Consider the following 15,140-nt stretch of genomic DNA (forward strand, 5'->3'; position numbering starts at 1 on the left):
ATCACTGGAGGGGTGCGCTGCATTTTTTGATATAGAAGATATTCGGTTCTTGTACTTAGGCTTTAATGTACATTCTGTTGTAATATTCATCTAGCATTCTTTTGGTGGCAAACTCCGTACGGGTGGTTTCGATACTCTTTTTCATCATTTGTACCCATTGTTTACGATTCTCGTAAAAGGTTGGGAGCACACGTTTCAATAAGGTGTCGTACAGTGCATCACTATCATGCTTATCCAGCACCTCAAAGTCTGTAGTTTCGAAGCCGTCTCCAATCTGCCAGCCATTCTCACCATCGATGCAGGCTTCCGGCCACCAGCCATCCAGAATAGAACAGTTCAATACACCGTTCATTGCTGCTTTCATCCCGGAGGTGCCGCTGGCTTCCAGTGGTCTGCGTGGATTGTTGAGCCAAATATCAGCACCGCGCGTCAGCTGGGCGCCAATCGTCATATCGTAATTCTCGAGGAACACCACACTCTTTGGATACTTTTTCATCATCGCTACTAGGTTGCTGACGATTTTTTTACCGTTATCATCGAGTGGGTGCGCTTTGCCGGAGAATACAATTTGTATCTTTCCAGACTCCAGATAAGGTTCGATAATTTCTGGCTGCGAGAAGATCAGGTCGCTTCGTTTATATGGAGCTGCTCTGCGTGAGAAGCCAATGAGTAGATTGTCAGCATTTAGGCTAATGCCGGAACGTTCTTTGATGAACTGGATCAGTTCGCCCTTGATCTCTTTATGCACTGCCCATAAGTCGCCATCTTGTTCGTAGGCATGCGTCATTCTTTCATCTACCCAGGTAGGAGTATGGATGGCATTAGTAATGCCTATAATTTCTGATCTTCCGGCTACTTCCTTCCACATTTTATTAGCCGTATCGGCGTGTAGCTGGGCAACTGCGTTGGAGATACGTGACAGCCTTAGACCTGCAACCGTCATATTAAATGGCTCGCCGCCGATCCGCTCCATCTGGTCACGGGTTAAGCCGTTGAACGCACTCATATACTCAAGTCGGTCGAGAGGATGGGTTTCGTTGCCTTCTTTGATTGGTGTGTGGGTAGTGAATACTACTTCTTCGCGAGTCGCTTTCCAAGCTTCTTCGAAGGTATGGCCTCCGGACATTTTTTCACGGATTAGCTCGATAGCCGCTAGAGCCGCATGACCCTCATTGAAGTGATAGACATCAATAGGGATTTGCAGCGCACGCATAGCCTTGACTCCACCAATCCCAAGCACGATCTCTTGTGCGATCCGTTCCTCGCCGAACCAACCATACAATTGGCCTGTGATCCAGGCATCATTATTCTCGGGGATATCCGTATCCAGTAAATACAATGTGCTGTTGCCAAAATAATCAGTTTTCCATACTTTGCATACCACATCGGTTTTTCGGACTTTAACAGTTACCTTAACCCCTGTATCTTCAAGAAACTCATAAACATAATTGTGATAGGAGTCGTACGGATTGCCGTTTGCATCAATCTTTTGGTCCGTGTAACCTTGTTTCCACTTCAGCCCAATAGGGATGATAGGGGCGTTGATATCTTTTGCACCCTTAATGTAGTCTCCGGCAAGAATGCCCAGACCTCCGGCATACATTTTGAAATCGGAATGCAGCCCGTACTCCATACTAAAATAAGCGACTGACGGTAATTTTTGTTCGTTCACTTGATAAGCCTCCTAATCACGGATTAGATTAAATTGCAGTGAAGCTGCGGGCATTATCTTAGGTGCAAACGTTTGCTCAAAATAGTGCAGGCAATCATTGTGGAAGCGATTGCACCACTATTCTAGCACACTCGATGAATAAAAGCATAACGTCAATTTGGTGAAAACAACCATTTTGAATCCAATTGAGCGGAATTGATTGATAAAGTGGACAGAAGCCCCTAAGATAAAGAGATTGAAGAAATAATTAATGGTGGTGTCTAAGTTGGATATAGTTGTGATTGGAAGCTTGAATATGGACATGGTGGTACGTACAAAACGGTCACCGGATGCTGGAGAAACCCTAATTGGACAAGCCTTTGCTCTATCTCCTGGCGGAAAAGGGGCAAATCAGGCCGTTGCCGCAGCACGTCTGAATGCAGAGGTTAGTATGATCGGAAGAGTTGGAAAAGATACCTTTGGTAGCGAAATGCTGGAGATTATCAGGAATGAAGGCATTCATATAGAGCATATTTCTGTAAGTGAACATCAGGCAACAGGAGTCGCTTCGATCGTTATTGAAGAAGATGGAGAAAATCGGATTATCGTGGTACCTGGAGCGAATATTGAGCTTACGGTAGAGGATATTCAGGCATTGGAGGCTGTGATTAGCCAGGCTAAGATCATTGTGCTGCAGCTTGAAATGGATCTGGCGATGAGTGAGCAGGCGATTGCGATTGCCCATCGTAAGAGGATTCCGGTGATCCTTAATCCTGCACCAGCTAGAGTGCTAAAGGATGAGATGCTGGCTCAGGTATCTTACCTGACACCTAATGAGACAGAAGCCGGGATTTTGTCCGGAATGACTGTGGATAGCGCAGAGACTGCTGAGCAGGCAGCCCGTATTTTGCTGCAAAAAGGAGTACAGAACGTTATCGTAACCTTGGGCTCAAAAGGCGCTCTGATTGTGAATGCTGAAGGAGCCAAGGCTGTTCCAGGCTTCCCGGTAAAGGCGGTAGATACAGTTGCTGCCGGAGACTCATTTAATGGCGCATTAGCCCAGCAGTTAGTCTTAGGAAAGACCTTGGAGGAAGCCGTGAGCTTCGCTAATGCTGTAGGTGCATTGGCTGTAGGGAAAGAAGGGGCGATCCCTTCATTGCCGCAGTTGTCCGAGGTCGAGCAGTTTCTAAATCGTAAATCGCTGTAGAATAGACAGTACAGGATACTCAAGATCTATACTAGATGAGATAGGATAAGGAGCTTAAATAATGAGCAGAACAGTAACCGTTAAAAATGTGATCATCGGCGAAGGAATCCCTAAGATATGTGTTCCGCTAATTGGAGCGACCTTGTCTGAGCTGAAGCAGGAAGCTGAAGCGCTGAAAGTACTGCAACCTGATTTGGTGGAGTGGCGGACGGATTTTTTTGCTGAAGTGGAAGACGTTGCTTCTGTTAAGAACGCACTAAGCGAAATCTGTTCTGTGATTCCAGATCTGCCGCTGATTTTTACTTTTCGGAGTGCAAAAGAAGGCGGAGAGAAGCAAGTCAGCACGGAATATTACACAGCACTGAATAAAGCTGCTGCCGAGAGCGGTCTAGTAGATATAATAGATGTTGAATTATTTAATGATGAGCAGGATGTAAAGCTATTGGTCGAAGCTGCTCATACTCATAATGTATCTGTCATTATTTCAAATCATGATTTTCAGGGAACACCTCCTAAAGAGGAGATCATCTCGCGGTTATGCAAGGCGCAGGAGCTTGGCGGGGATTTGCCCAAAATTGCCGTTATGCCCCGAGATGCAGGCGATGTGCTAACTTTGCTGGAAGCTACACACATCATGAAGGAAAAATATGCAGACCGCCCAATTATAACGATGTCTATGGCGGGAGCCGGGGTGATCAGCCGTTTAGCTGGTGAAATTTTCGGTTCAGCGCTTACCTTCGGAGCTGCAGATAAACCTTCTGCACCTGGACAGGTAGCTGTGGTTGAGCTTCGGAATACATTGTCACTGCTGCACCGCAGTCTGTGATTTCTGCTGTTGATATTGCCGCAAAAAAAGGCGTCCGGAATATCCGGATGCCTTTTTCTATTTTAAAGTATTGTTCGTGCGCTTACGCATTTTTTCCCGTATATACATGTACGGCATCTCTTAGAAACGCAGCGAGTCCAGGGTGGCGCTTGTCATAGTATTCGGTAAAACGTTCATCATCAACATACAATTGTGCAACACCTACATGAGCTTCTTTGGAATAGGAATTCCAATAGTAGGAGAGCCACTCACGGTGTAGGTCAGCACTTTTTTGCGCCAATACACTGGCAGGATCTCCATGCTCCATCGCTTGCAAGAGCGTTTCGAACATCTCTTCCTCAAGCTGTTGTATAGCTGCATATTGTTCTTCTGTCATCCCTTTAAGCTTTTGGTTGGATTGATTAATGGTGTCATCTCCGTATTTCTCCCTTATTTCTTGGCCATATTTCTTTTCGTTATCATCTACCAGCTTTTGCTTAAAGCCTTCGAATTTTTCAGTATCACTCATGGTAATTCTCCCTTCTTTTTGAGCCAGCGTCTTTTCGACGTTAGCGATTAATAGATCTAATTGCTGTCTTTTTTCCAGTAGCTTGTCATGATGCTCCCGCAGCGCTTTGGCTCCGTCGAATGAGGGCTCTGTCATAATAGCCTTGATACGTTCCAGACTTAAGCCAAGCTCCCGATAAAACAAAATTTGCTGTAGTAGATCTACTTCGGTACGGCCATAGATACGATACCCTGAAGAGTTGATTCTCGCCGGCTTAAGAATGCCAAACTCATCGTAGTAGCGCAGGGTCCGTGTGCTGATTCCAGCTAACTCTGCGAGCTTCTGCACTGTGTATTCCGTAGTATCACCTCCTACAAATCAAATGTACACCTTTACGTAACGTGAAGGTCAAATGGTTTTTTTAGCATACCCAAAATAGCGGCAGCTACCCTCTGAATGATCATGGGGAAGTCTGCCGCTGCTATGAATAAGTCTATAATGTTGGACTTTGCTGCTGCCTGAATTTATTTATGGCCCATTTGTGCTGTGAAATAATTGTGCAATTCCTCCAGCTTGCGAGGGTCCGCAAGGGTTGCTTTGTCTGAGAAGTAGTGTTCAACGACAAGGTCCCAGGTAGGTACAATTTTTTGTGAGGTCATTGCCTTAATGGCTACCTTAACTGTTTTGCGTTCTTTGGCATTGGAGAAGGTATCTACGTAATGCTGTGAACGTTCAAAATCCAGATCCTTAAACACGGCGCGGAAGATCTCTGACGTCATCCGTGCATCATCCAGCGCCCGGTGTGCAGATCCAGTAGGCTCAAGCTCAAACAATGCCATCGCGCTTTCCACGCTGACATCATTGCTAAGACCACGCGCACGTAGAACTCCTTTGAGCAAATCGAAATACGTAGCGGACATCCAGTAGGATTCGTCCATCTTGTGCATGCGCACATCCTGAATGATTCGCTTCATATCTTCGCCACCCCAGGTAAGCAGCAGAACTCCATCTGTACTTAGATCAAGCCACTCTCTAAAAGCAGTGATGACTTTGGGGAAGCGGGCGGCAATGTCGATTTCCTCTTGAGGGATACCGGTTTTTTTCTTAATAAAGGAATTCAGGGTGGAGAAATATATAGGTTTGATCAAGGAAGAAAATTCATCCTTATACTGCAGTGAAGAGTCTAACCGGACGGCTCCAATCTCAATGACCTCCATAGGGTGCTCGCTGGCAAACTTACGGCCGTTGAATTCGATGTCCAGAATAATATAATCCACAGGTACTTGCCTCCGTTTCCATGACTGACGCTGTAGTGCTTAATACGTCGACTTCTCTATTTTAACAAAAAAAGTGATGTAATGGGGAATATGGAGACAAGCTAATATTTGCACAAAAAAATGAACCAGCACAACATCTGCGCACTGGTTCATTTAATCAGTATTTAAATTTAATCCTATAAAAGATTAATGTCCTGAATCGGCAGCAGGTTCAGGCATATGAATCGGCTGTTCATTTATAACAGATCCGTCATCAAGACGAAGCCAGGTATTGAAGTCTTGGTTGCCTTTGACCAGTTCTATGACGCGTGCTCCCCGCATAAAGCCTTCTTTTCCATAAGTATTGTAGCCGGTAGCACGGCCATAAGAAAGACGTATGCCATACAGGTTGCCGCTAAAATCGTTGATATGGTCATGTCCACAGAAGGTGCCAAGCACATCACCCATTTCCAACAAAGCCGAGAATAAGCCCGAGTTCACCTCAGGTGAGCATACACGCTCAAACTTATGCCCATGACAGACTTGTGTAGACCAGACATCCCGATATTCGGGAATTGGAATATGGAAGAAAGCCAAGGCAGGCAGCCTGTTCTCAGCAGTCTTCGGATTCAGCCGCGCAGATTCAGCCGTCAGCCAGTTGATCTGATTCCGCCCAACCCAATTGTAGCCCGGGATATCCTCATACTCGGAATAGCCGCCAGAGTCTAGAAAATACAAAATAGCGGCCGCGTGGTCTTCCTGATCTTTAATTTCAAGAGTGTAATTGCCCGAGCCCTCCAGCTCTTCTGGACCGGCTTCGGTCAGGCAGTGGGGATGTTCCAGGGCAATTTGCATCAGTTCACTTTTTGAAATCAGAGTTTCTGTGTCATGGTTGCCAAATACAAAGGTCCAAGGGATGCCGGATCTCTCCACGGCAGCGACAGCCTCACGAAATGCTTGTGCGGGGTGCTCGCATGCCTTGTTTCCCGGTGATACAGGACCCGTGTAAATAAGATCTCCCGTGAAAACCACAAGATCAGGTTGTTCCGCATCCAGAATGCGTTCCATCAGTGCTTCGGTAAGCTGATCCTCAGCTCTTCCATCCATCCAGTGCAGATCGGTAAATTGTACGATTTTAAAAGTGCCATTTTGCTGAAATGATAAACTGTGTCTCATTAGAAGTATCTCCCTCACTATCGAATATTGAATAGCAAGCTGTGGAGGCGCCAACCACTCATTGCGCCAAGAGGGCGTTGAGGGCTGACGTCGTTAGAAGCATAGCTATACGCAGGTCAGCCGATCCAGATCCGCTGAGTGCAATGATCTCCAGAGTTTCTACCGATCATAATATCATATTCCCCAGGCTCGAAGACCAACTGATCATCTTTCCCGTAGAACATTAACATTTCTCTGGTGATTTCGAAGGAAACCACCTGTTTCTCATGCGGTGCGAGTGTAATCTGCTGGAAACCTTTCAGTTCCTTGACCGGGCGCACGACACTTGCGCTGACGTCGTGGATATAGAGCTGAACGGTTTCCTTGCCGGCGATGTCCGAAGTATTCTCTACTTCAATGGAGGCAACCACCCGATCCGCAGCTTCAACATTGAAGCTGTTGTAAGTAAACTTGGAATAGCTCAGGCCATAACCAAAACAGAACAACGGGTCATTCGGGCAGTCCAGATAACGGGTAACGTAACGCACATTAGGATACATAGGATCATAAGGACGTCCCGTTTGATAAGCATTGTAATAAACAGGAATTTGCCCAACCGAGTAGGGGAAGCTCATCGATAAACGTCCGGAAGGATTATAATCTCCGAACAGCACATCGGCCAGCGAATTTCCTGACTCTGTACCCAGAAACCAAGCCTGCAGCAGAGCGTCGCTGGCATCAAGAACGGGTTTCAGCTCCAGTGGTCTGCCGCTGAATACAATGGTGACGATCTTTTTGCCGGTATCCTTCAGACGCCAGATCAGCTTCTCCTGATTGGCCGATAGGCGGAGATTGGATTTACTTCCGCCTTCCCCGGTATCCTGCTGATTCTCACCGACAGCGGCGAGAATTACATCACAATCCTTCAGCTGCTGGTAGGCGTCCTCGATTTCATCCTCCACATCAAAAACACCCTCAAGCATGCTTCCCAGCTCACCAGTCATGGCCGTAAGTATATCTTCGGCAGATGTTTTTTGCAAAATGCCGGTGTAGAGTGATACAGCCGGATCTTTTTCTGTCCCGGCCCAACCGCCCAGCACATGAATGGAGGTGGCGAAAGGACCAGCCAGACCAATCTTCATGCCACGTTTAAGGGGCAGAGCTTCATTGTCGTTTTTGAGCAGCACAACTGAGCTAGCTCCAAGCTCCCGTGCGGCCTGCAGATGCTCCGCGCTAGGTTTCGGAGCCTCATCCACCAGCGGATCTGCATCCTTGAATGGATTATCGAACAGGCCGAGCGCATCCTTGAGCTCCAGCACCCGGATGACGGCTTCATCGATCAAGGCGATGTCAAGCTTGCCTTCCTCGACCAGAGCAGCGCCGTGGTTTAGATAGTGAGTGGACATCATCTCAATATCCAGCCCAGCAGCCAGACTTTTCTCCGCTGCCTCACGGCCATCTATCGCGGCGCCATGGGGAATCAGCTCATTAACGGAATTGAAATCGGCGATGGTAACGCCGTTGAAGCCCCATTCTTCCCGTAAAATCCCGCGAAGAAGCTCGGAATTACCACTTGCCGGGATACGGTCAATGGTATTAAATGCGGCCATAACCATGGCCACTCCAGCATCTACGGCAGCCTTATAGGCTGGCAGGTAGAACTCACGCAATACGCCGGAAGACATATCCACTGTGTTGTATTCCCGTCCGCCTTCGGGAGCACCGTAACCAGCGAAATGCTTCACACAGGCAGCGATGCGTCCTTTTTCTTTTAGGTCTTTGCCCTGATAACCCCGCACCATACTTTCGGTGACACGGGCATTCAGATAGGGATCCTCACCAGATGTCTCCATGACGCGTCCCCAGCGCGGGTCGCGTACGAGATCCGTCATGGGCGAGAAGGTAACGTGAATACCGGCAGCCGCACTTTCCTTGGCGGCGATTTCGGCAAACCTTTCACAGGCTTCAAGGTCAAAGCTGCTGCCCATGGCCAGCGGAATCGGGAGGATGGTCCGGTAGCCGTGAATGACATCCGCCATGAAGAGCAGAGGAATCTTTTGTCTGCTGGTTTGCAAATGTCGGGTCTGCTGCTCGATTACATTCCGGGCTCCAATACCGTTAAGAACACTTCCGATACTCTCCATTACCTGCGGCTTAATGTTCAGTTCCTTAAATGGTCCGGTTAAATCCACGGTATCGTCCAAACCCCAATAGTGAGGACCTAGCTGGGTTAATTGGGCCAGCTTTTCGTCCAGGGTCATATCGTTCACAAGATCTTGGATAAACGTTTTAGTCATGGTTAACTCCTTCCTCGTGAGCGCATCGAAAGTTAGTTTGTTAAATAGATGTGTAGTTCCCCGCCGGGCAGCGTAAGCATGATTTTTATTTGCAAAGCTTACGTTATATAGGCGATAAGGATGGGAGTGAACCGTTAACTCTCCTGGCACGCAGCTCCGAGATGCGGAATGGGCCTGAGCTATAATCAGGTTCAATTGTTGTGAAAATCATAGCATTTCTCTCTTCGGATACAGGGATGAGGCATGAATTAAATCAGAAGAGGATTGCATCATTAAGATGTTACATATGGAGACTGACATGTCTATGAAAGAAAAGTATAAAAACGTTTCCACAAACGATACACCTCGATATTAGTCTGAACACCAAAAAAAGTCAATCGCCTTTGGAAAAACAGCTAATTTATATTTTTTTACGTGAAATGTGTAACTTTAGTACTTGTAATTCGAAAATAAAATAAATTGACAGCGCATACATTTTGGGAGTATGCTTCTCACACAGAGAGTTTTACAGAAACACTGGAAACGTTTCTACAACGCTCGATACACTTTTTTATGAAGGTTGGGCAAACTGTTTTTATTCTGGCTGCTGGACAAGAAAGGAAGGTAATTTATGCATGTGACTGAATGCATCTTTCAAATTGGAGGTGGGCACTTTGGCGAGACTGAAGCTTGTGGGTGGAAACATTGTTCGGGAAGTCATTAAGAACAAAGTTCTTTTTCTAATGTTGCTGCCTGTAATCGTATATTTCGTTATCTTTCACTATGCTGTAATGCCTGGAGCTTACGTCGCATTTGTAGATTACAAGCTCAATAAGGGGATTTTTGGAAGTAACTTTATCGGCCTTAAGAACTTTGAGTTTCTGGTTCAAAATGGGGATCTATGGAATATTACCAAGAATACGCTGCTCTATAATATCGTCTTTCTAGCTCTAGGTAATATCATTCAAATAGTATTTGCCATTATGTTGTCTGAGATCTCAGGCAAGTGGTTCAAAAAAATATCACAATCCGTTATCCTGTTACCGAATTTCATCTCCATGGTTATCGTCGGTGTGTTTGCCTACAATATATTCAATTTCAATTCCGGGTTTATCAATACGATGTTAACTGGAATGGGGCTAGACCGTTACGAGTTCTATTCCGATCCGGGCATCTGGAAATATATTATTGTGGCTTTCAAGATCTGGGCGGGTACCGGATATGGAATGATTGTTTATCTGGCAACGATCACAGGAATTAATCATGATCTGTACGAGGCTGCTTATATGGATGGAGCGACTACCTGGCAGCGAATCCGTTATATGACCTTGCCGATTCTGAAGCCAACCTTTATTCTGCTTCTACTGTTCGGTATGGGTGGAATTCTCAAGGGATCCTTTGACCTTTTCTATAATCTGATCGGTACGAACTCCGTACTGTATCCGCAGACAGATATTATCGATACCTATGTCTTCCGTTCACTGGTGGGACAATTCAACTTCTCTATGGGTGCCGCAGTGGGCTTCTACCAATCCTTATTCGGCCTGATTCTGGTGCTTGTGGTTAACTTTATTGTACGTAAGGTAGAACCGGACAGCGCTTTGTTCTAAGACTAGACACGAAACAGGGGTGATAAATATGGAAAATACGACCATCAAACAGGATTCCGGAAGCATTCTCATAAAAGCAGTCAGTTATATCTGTATCGCAATCTTTGCGCTATTCTGTTTATTCCCCTTCGCGTTGATGATCTCCTCATCGTTCATGAACGAGCAGGAAATTGTTCGTGAAGGTTATAAGCTGCTGCCGAAGGCATTTTCCTTTAAAGCTTACGAGATGCTATTCAACAACTCTACTCAGCTGGTGAATGCTTATCAGGTAACTATCTTCATTACTGTAGTGGGTACGGTACTCGGACTGTTTATGATGTCGATGGCCGGGTTCGTGCTCAACCGTAAGGATTTCAAGTATCGCAACTTCTTTTCCTTCTTGATTTACTTTACAACACTTTTCAGCGGTGGCTTGATTCCGACATACATCCTGATGGTGAAGCACCTGCATATGAAGGACAGCTTATTCGCTATGATTCTGCCAGGTGTAGTTGGCGCATGGTCCATCTTCCTGATGCGTAATTTCATGAAGGCGATTCCGGATTCCTTATATGAATCCGCTACCATTGACGGTGCTGGCGACTTTCGCATCTATTGGCGGATATTTATTCCGCTGGCGGTTCCATCCTTGGCTACCATCGGGCTTTTCTCAGCACTAGGCTTCTGGAATGAGTGGTATAACGGGATGTTGTATATTGACAGTCCGACGAAATATCCGCTCCAATACTTTTTGCAGCGAATGGTCAATCAGACGAACTTAGGAGCGCTAATCAACTCGGGAGCGGTCATCAATACTGCTGATCTTCCGACGCAATCCATCAAGATGGCTACAGCTGTGCTGGCCACTGGACCGATTATTCTCCTGTATCCATTTGTACAGCGTTATTTCGTAACAGGCCTCACCATTGGGGCTGTAAAGGGTTAATGGACGCAATCTTCTTTTCGAAGAGCGTTTATTATAAATGAAAGTTTCATAAATAGAAGAGAAAAGGGAGGCTTACCTAAATGAAAGGTAAAAAGATCGCGTCTTCTTTAATTGCTGTCCTCATGCTTACTGGAGCACTGACAGCCTGCACATCCAAGAACAACAATGAGCCGAGTAATGATCCGGCAGCCACGAAAGCTCCAGAGGCTTCAGCCAATGCAGGCGGAGTGGATACTTCCAAGGAAGCTAAGCTGGTGTACTACCTGTGGGGCAGCGAAGGAGTTAAAAATAAAGAAATCCTCGCTGAGATTAACAAGAAGCTCAAAGCTGATCTAAACGCTACGATTGAAGTGAAGTATATTGACTGGCCGGATATCGCTACTAAATACCCGCTGCTATTTGCTTCAGGCGAAGAATTTGATATGTCGCATGCATCTCCCGGAGCTCCGGTGTCTTATTTCACATTGGCTAGTGAAGGTGCTCTAGTGGACCTTACAGAAATGCTGGATAAAGTTGCTCCTAAGCTGAAGGCGGAAATTCCGGAAAGTGTGTGGGAAAATACAAAATACAAAGGCAAAATTTATGGTGTACCAAGTCTTTATAGCGAATATACACCTGCCGGTTATGCCTACCGTTCTGACTTGCTGAAGAAATACGGAATGGATAAAATCACTTCCATTGATGATATGGTTAAATACATGGATAATGTGGTTGCTAATGAGTCCTTCCCGCCAATTAACGGCAAGGCAGAAGATGCGGCCAATATGTTCAGAATGCTCGTAGATACTACAGGGATGTGGCTTAACGCTCCTGGTATATCTTTGAATGAGCTGAATCTTGTGACCAAAAGTCCAGAGGACTACAAGACCGTCTTCCATCCAGCCTTCACTCAGGAATTTGAAGATTGGGCTGTGAAGATGCGTGAATGGGCGGATAAAGGCTACTGGAGTAAAGATGTGCTGTCTGCAACCCTTGGCAGCAAGGATAACTTCAGAGCAGCCAACTCCGCAGGCTATTTGACTCATGCTCAGGACTGGATCGGCCAATACGGTGCGGATTTGAAAGCACAACCGGAATCAGATCCTTACTTCTTTACTTTTGCGGAAGCTAATAAGAAGATCAAACGTAAAATGGGCGTTGATAACTCGACTGTAATCAGCACGAACTCAGCTAATCCAGAGCGCGCTCTGATGGTGATCGAGAAGTTCATGACCGATGAAAGCTACTACAACCTCATCCAAAACGGTATTGAAGGCAAACAATATGTGATGGAAAATGGTGTTAAAAAGCAGCCTGCAGGCTTCAATGATAAAACGGACGGCGGAGGTTTCGCTGCTTGGTCACTTCGTAATGACAAATTCGTAGTTCCTACGGATACAGAAAACCCAATCCGTAACTCCTTATTCGCAGAATGGGATAAAGTGGCTATCGATGATCCTTACAATGGCTTCAGCTTTGATCCAACCAATGTTACAACTGAAATTGCTTCGATTTCCAACGTGAATTCACAGCTCGGTATTCAATTGATGCTTGGTAAAACAAGCAAAGATCCAAAAGCAGCTGTTGCAGAGTACCGCGATCAGCTGAAAAAAGCAGGAGTTGACAAGGTCATTGCCGAAGTAGAGAAGCAATTGGCTGCGTTTGTTCCTGTCAACTAAAGAAAGTTAAGGGGTGTAAGGGAGCTATAATTCGATATAGCTCCTTTACCCATAAATGGGGGAGTAAAGTGGATGTAAATATCAAGGATATCGCGCGGATTTCCGGTGTGGGCATCTCGACGGTCTCCAGGGTAATCAATAACAAGGGACCGGTGAGCAAGTCTACACGTGAGAAAGTGATGAGTGTGGTTAAGGAATACAATTATATTCCCAATTCCAACGCGCGGAATTTGAAAACTACACAATCTAAGAACATTGCACTTATGGTCAAGGGGATTACCAATCCTTTTTTCTCTAATATGATCAGAGAAATTGAACGGCAGGTCAATCTGCGGGGCTACCCGTTTCTTATCCAGCAAGTAGAGGATGGGACCGATGAAATCAATGCTGCTATTCAACTGGTGAAGGAGAAGAATCTGTGCGGGATTATCTTCATGGGTGGAACCTATGATCATTCTGAAGAGAAGTTCAAACAGCTGACGGTTCCGTTTGTGCTGACAACGATCACCTCAACGCAGGAGGTGAACCCGCTTATTTTTTCCAGCGTTATTATCAATGAAACGAAGGAAGCCTATAAGGCTACCAATTATTTGATCTCATTAGGTCATACGAATATCGGCTTTTTAGCCAAGTCTCCTTTATTGGATGAAACCACGGGCAACCGGCGGTATTTGGGCTACAAAAAAGCACTCGAAGAGCAGGGTCTGCCCTACGATTCGGGGCTGGTCGAGGATTGTGAATACAGTCCCAGCTCGGGTTTTAATGCTGCGCGAAGACTGCTCAACAAGAACAAGGGAATTACAGCTATATTTGCCGCTTCCGACACGATTGCCATCGGTGCTGCCAAAGCGGTGCTTACCGCGGGGTTATCTATCCCTGATGACATTTCAATCATTGGCTTTGACGGGATCGAGATGGCTGAATATTATCATCCTTCTCTGGATACAATCAGCCAGCCGGGTACGGAAATGGCCTTATCCAGTGTAGGTGTTCTGTTCGACCTCATTTCCGGACGGTCAAACCATCAGCATATTGTCTATGATGCGGTATTGCTCAAGCGTGGTTCCTGCAAGATGATTAAACCTCGTTAAGATCACACTATAAACCTTTATTGGAGTGGAACCGAAATGCAAGATACACTGAGAATAGGTACGATTGTTCGTGGTGGAGAAGCCGTTAAGGTCATTCCACAAATTGTGGGGCATGGATTTGAATCATTTAATCTGAACTTTTGGCAGACCACCGGCGAAACCGATTTGATCGAAACGGCTGCACGACTGAGGGAGTTAGCTGCTGAGCATGATTTTGTCATCTCTTCTGTGGGCATCTATGGCAATCCGCTGGATGGCAGCGGCGACAATGCCGACACATTGGCCAGCTGGGAGCGGCTGATTGATCATGCACATTTATTTGGCACAGATATTATAGGCGGGTTCACCGGCCGATTGCCAGGTTTGTCCATTGACGAGTCCATCCCGAAGTTTACAGAGGTGTTCGGAGAACTGGCGAAGAGAGCGGCAGATCGCGGCCTGCGAATTGCTTTTGAGAATTGTGCTATGGGCGGAAACTGGCAGAGCGGAGAGTGGAACATCGCTCACAATCCTTCGGCCTGGGAGAAGATGTTCAATGCCGTTCCGGCAGATAATCTGGGATTGGAATGGGAGCCTTGCCACCAGATGATCGCATTAATTGATCCGCTTCCGCAGCTGCGCAAATGGATGGATAAAGTATTCCATGTGCATGGCAAGGATGCGACCATCGCTTGGGACATCGTCAAGGAATACGGTATTCATGGCCCCAAACCTTATGTATGGGATCGAACCCCTGGCTTCGGGGATACCAATTGGGTAGATGTAATCACCATCCTGCGCCAAGCGGGTTATAAAGGTACGATTGATATCGAAGGCTGGCATGATCCAGTGTATCGTGATGAGCTGGAAATGACCGGCCAGGTGCATGCACTGAATTACTTGAAATATTGCCGTGGTGGCAGCTTTGTGCCTAATCCGGTTTAAATGGTGCGATATGAAAACAACCCAAAAATGACCTCGAAATCCACAATGAAGTGGAGGATGAGGTCATTTTTTTA

General features: G+C 46.2%; 12 protein-coding genes. 7 read left to right on the top strand and 5 right to left on the bottom strand.

Features of this window, described 5'->3' with window-relative positions; all coding sequences use genetic code 11:
• Positions 1-55 precede the first annotated feature (55 nt).
• The gene (gene glgP, locus MHH86_RS04135) at positions 56-1,672 is read right to left on the bottom strand and encodes an alpha-glucan family phosphorylase (protein WP_038568806.1); all 1,617 of its coding nucleotides are present in this window, start codon (positions 1,670-1,672) and stop codon (positions 56-58) included.
• Positions 1,673-1,922: 250 nt separating this feature from the next.
• On the opposite strand from glgP, the gene rbsK reads away from it, so the two are divergent.
• Both rbsK and aroD read left to right on the top strand, forming a co-directional pair.
• Positions 1,923-2,858, top strand: a complete 936-nt coding sequence (gene rbsK, locus MHH86_RS04140; RefSeq protein ID WP_076100571.1) for a ribokinase — start codon at positions 1,923-1,925, stop codon at positions 2,856-2,858.
• A gap of 61 nt (positions 2,859-2,919) precedes the next feature.
• A complete protein-coding gene (aroD, locus tag MHH86_RS04145) occupies positions 2,920-3,684 on the top strand; it encodes a type I 3-dehydroquinate dehydratase (protein ID WP_036686891.1) in 765 nt (254 codons plus the stop codon).
• A gap of 82 nt (positions 3,685-3,766) precedes the next feature.
• Here the strand turns inward: aroD and MHH86_RS04150 are convergent, their stop codons facing one another.
• The 4 genes from MHH86_RS04150 to bglX form a co-directional block, all read right to left on the bottom strand.
• Positions 3,767-4,519: a MerR family transcriptional regulator gene (locus MHH86_RS04150; protein ID WP_076317262.1), complete on the bottom strand. Its 753-nt coding sequence runs from the start codon at positions 4,517-4,519 to the stop codon at positions 3,767-3,769.
• Between the two features lie 176 nt (positions 4,520-4,695).
• The gene (locus MHH86_RS04155) at positions 4,696-5,448 is read right to left on the bottom strand and encodes a 3'-5' exonuclease (protein ID WP_036686897.1); all 753 of its coding nucleotides are present in this window, start codon (positions 5,446-5,448) and stop codon (positions 4,696-4,698) included.
• 186 nt (positions 5,449-5,634) lie between these two features.
• Entirely contained in the window at positions 5,635-6,603 is a 969-nt protein-coding gene (locus MHH86_RS04160) for a metallophosphoesterase family protein (RefSeq protein WP_076296119.1), read from the bottom strand.
• A 116-nt stretch (positions 6,604-6,719) separates the two neighbouring features.
• Complete coding sequence (gene bglX / locus MHH86_RS04165) at positions 6,720-8,879, bottom strand: beta-glucosidase BglX (protein WP_076317263.1); 2,160 nt, start codon at positions 8,877-8,879, stop codon at positions 6,720-6,722.
• Between the two features lie 644 nt (positions 8,880-9,523).
• Here bglX and MHH86_RS04170 point away from each other — a divergent pair.
• The 5 genes from MHH86_RS04170 to MHH86_RS04190 all read left to right on the top strand — a co-directional run bounded on the left by MHH86_RS04170 (position 9,524) and on the right by MHH86_RS04190 (position 15,066).
• Positions 9,524-10,468: an ABC transporter permease subunit gene (locus MHH86_RS04170; RefSeq protein WP_305953532.1), complete on the top strand. Its 945-nt coding sequence runs from the start codon at positions 9,524-9,526 to the stop codon at positions 10,466-10,468.
• A gap of 28 nt (positions 10,469-10,496) precedes the next feature.
• Positions 10,497-11,393 (top strand): carbohydrate ABC transporter permease, encoded by an 897-nt coding sequence (locus MHH86_RS04175; RefSeq protein WP_036686906.1) that lies wholly within the window; start codon positions 10,497-10,499, stop codon positions 11,391-11,393.
• 80 nt (positions 11,394-11,473) lie between these two features.
• Positions 11,474-13,051, top strand: coding sequence for a DUF3502 domain-containing protein (locus MHH86_RS04180; protein ID WP_036686909.1), 1,578 nt, complete (start codon positions 11,474-11,476; stop codon positions 13,049-13,051).
• Between the two features lie 68 nt (positions 13,052-13,119).
• The gene (locus MHH86_RS04185; RefSeq protein ID WP_036686912.1) at positions 13,120-14,142 is read left to right on the top strand and encodes a LacI family DNA-binding transcriptional regulator; all 1,023 of its coding nucleotides are present in this window, start codon (positions 13,120-13,122) and stop codon (positions 14,140-14,142) included.
• Between the two features lie 36 nt (positions 14,143-14,178).
• Positions 14,179-15,066 (top strand): sugar phosphate isomerase/epimerase family protein, encoded by an 888-nt coding sequence (locus MHH86_RS04190; protein WP_036686914.1) that lies wholly within the window; start codon positions 14,179-14,181, stop codon positions 15,064-15,066.
• Positions 15,067-15,140: the final 74 nt, after the last annotated feature.

Origin of the sequence: Paenibacillus sp. FSL F4-0097 (assembly GCF_038593125.1) — a bacterium.
Taxonomy (GTDB): domain Bacteria; phylum Bacillota; class Bacilli; order Paenibacillales; family Paenibacillaceae; genus Paenibacillus_AQ; species Paenibacillus_AQ odorifer.

Bases quoted from the DNA above. Each gene is read 5' to 3' on its own strand.
- rbsK (WP_076100571.1), top strand. From the start codon at position 1,923: ATGGTGGTGTCTAAGTTGGATATAGTTGTGATTGGAAGCTTGAATATG.
- aroD (WP_036686891.1), top strand. From the start codon at position 2,920: ATGAGCAGAACAGTAACCGTTAAAAATGTGATCATCGGCGAAGGAATC.
- MHH86_RS04160 (WP_076296119.1), bottom strand. From the start codon at position 6,603: ATGAGACACAGTTTATCATTTCAGCAAAATGGCACTTTTAAAATCGTA.
- bglX (WP_076317263.1), bottom strand. From the start codon at position 8,879: ATGACTAAAACGTTTATCCAAGATCTTGTGAACGATATGACCCTGGAC.
- MHH86_RS04175 (WP_036686906.1), top strand. From the start codon at position 10,497: ATGGAAAATACGACCATCAAACAGGATTCCGGAAGCATTCTCATAAAA.
- MHH86_RS04180 (WP_036686909.1), top strand. From the start codon at position 11,474: ATGAAAGGTAAAAAGATCGCGTCTTCTTTAATTGCTGTCCTCATGCTT.
- MHH86_RS04190 (WP_036686914.1), top strand. From the start codon at position 14,179: ATGCAAGATACACTGAGAATAGGTACGATTGTTCGTGGTGGAGAAGCC.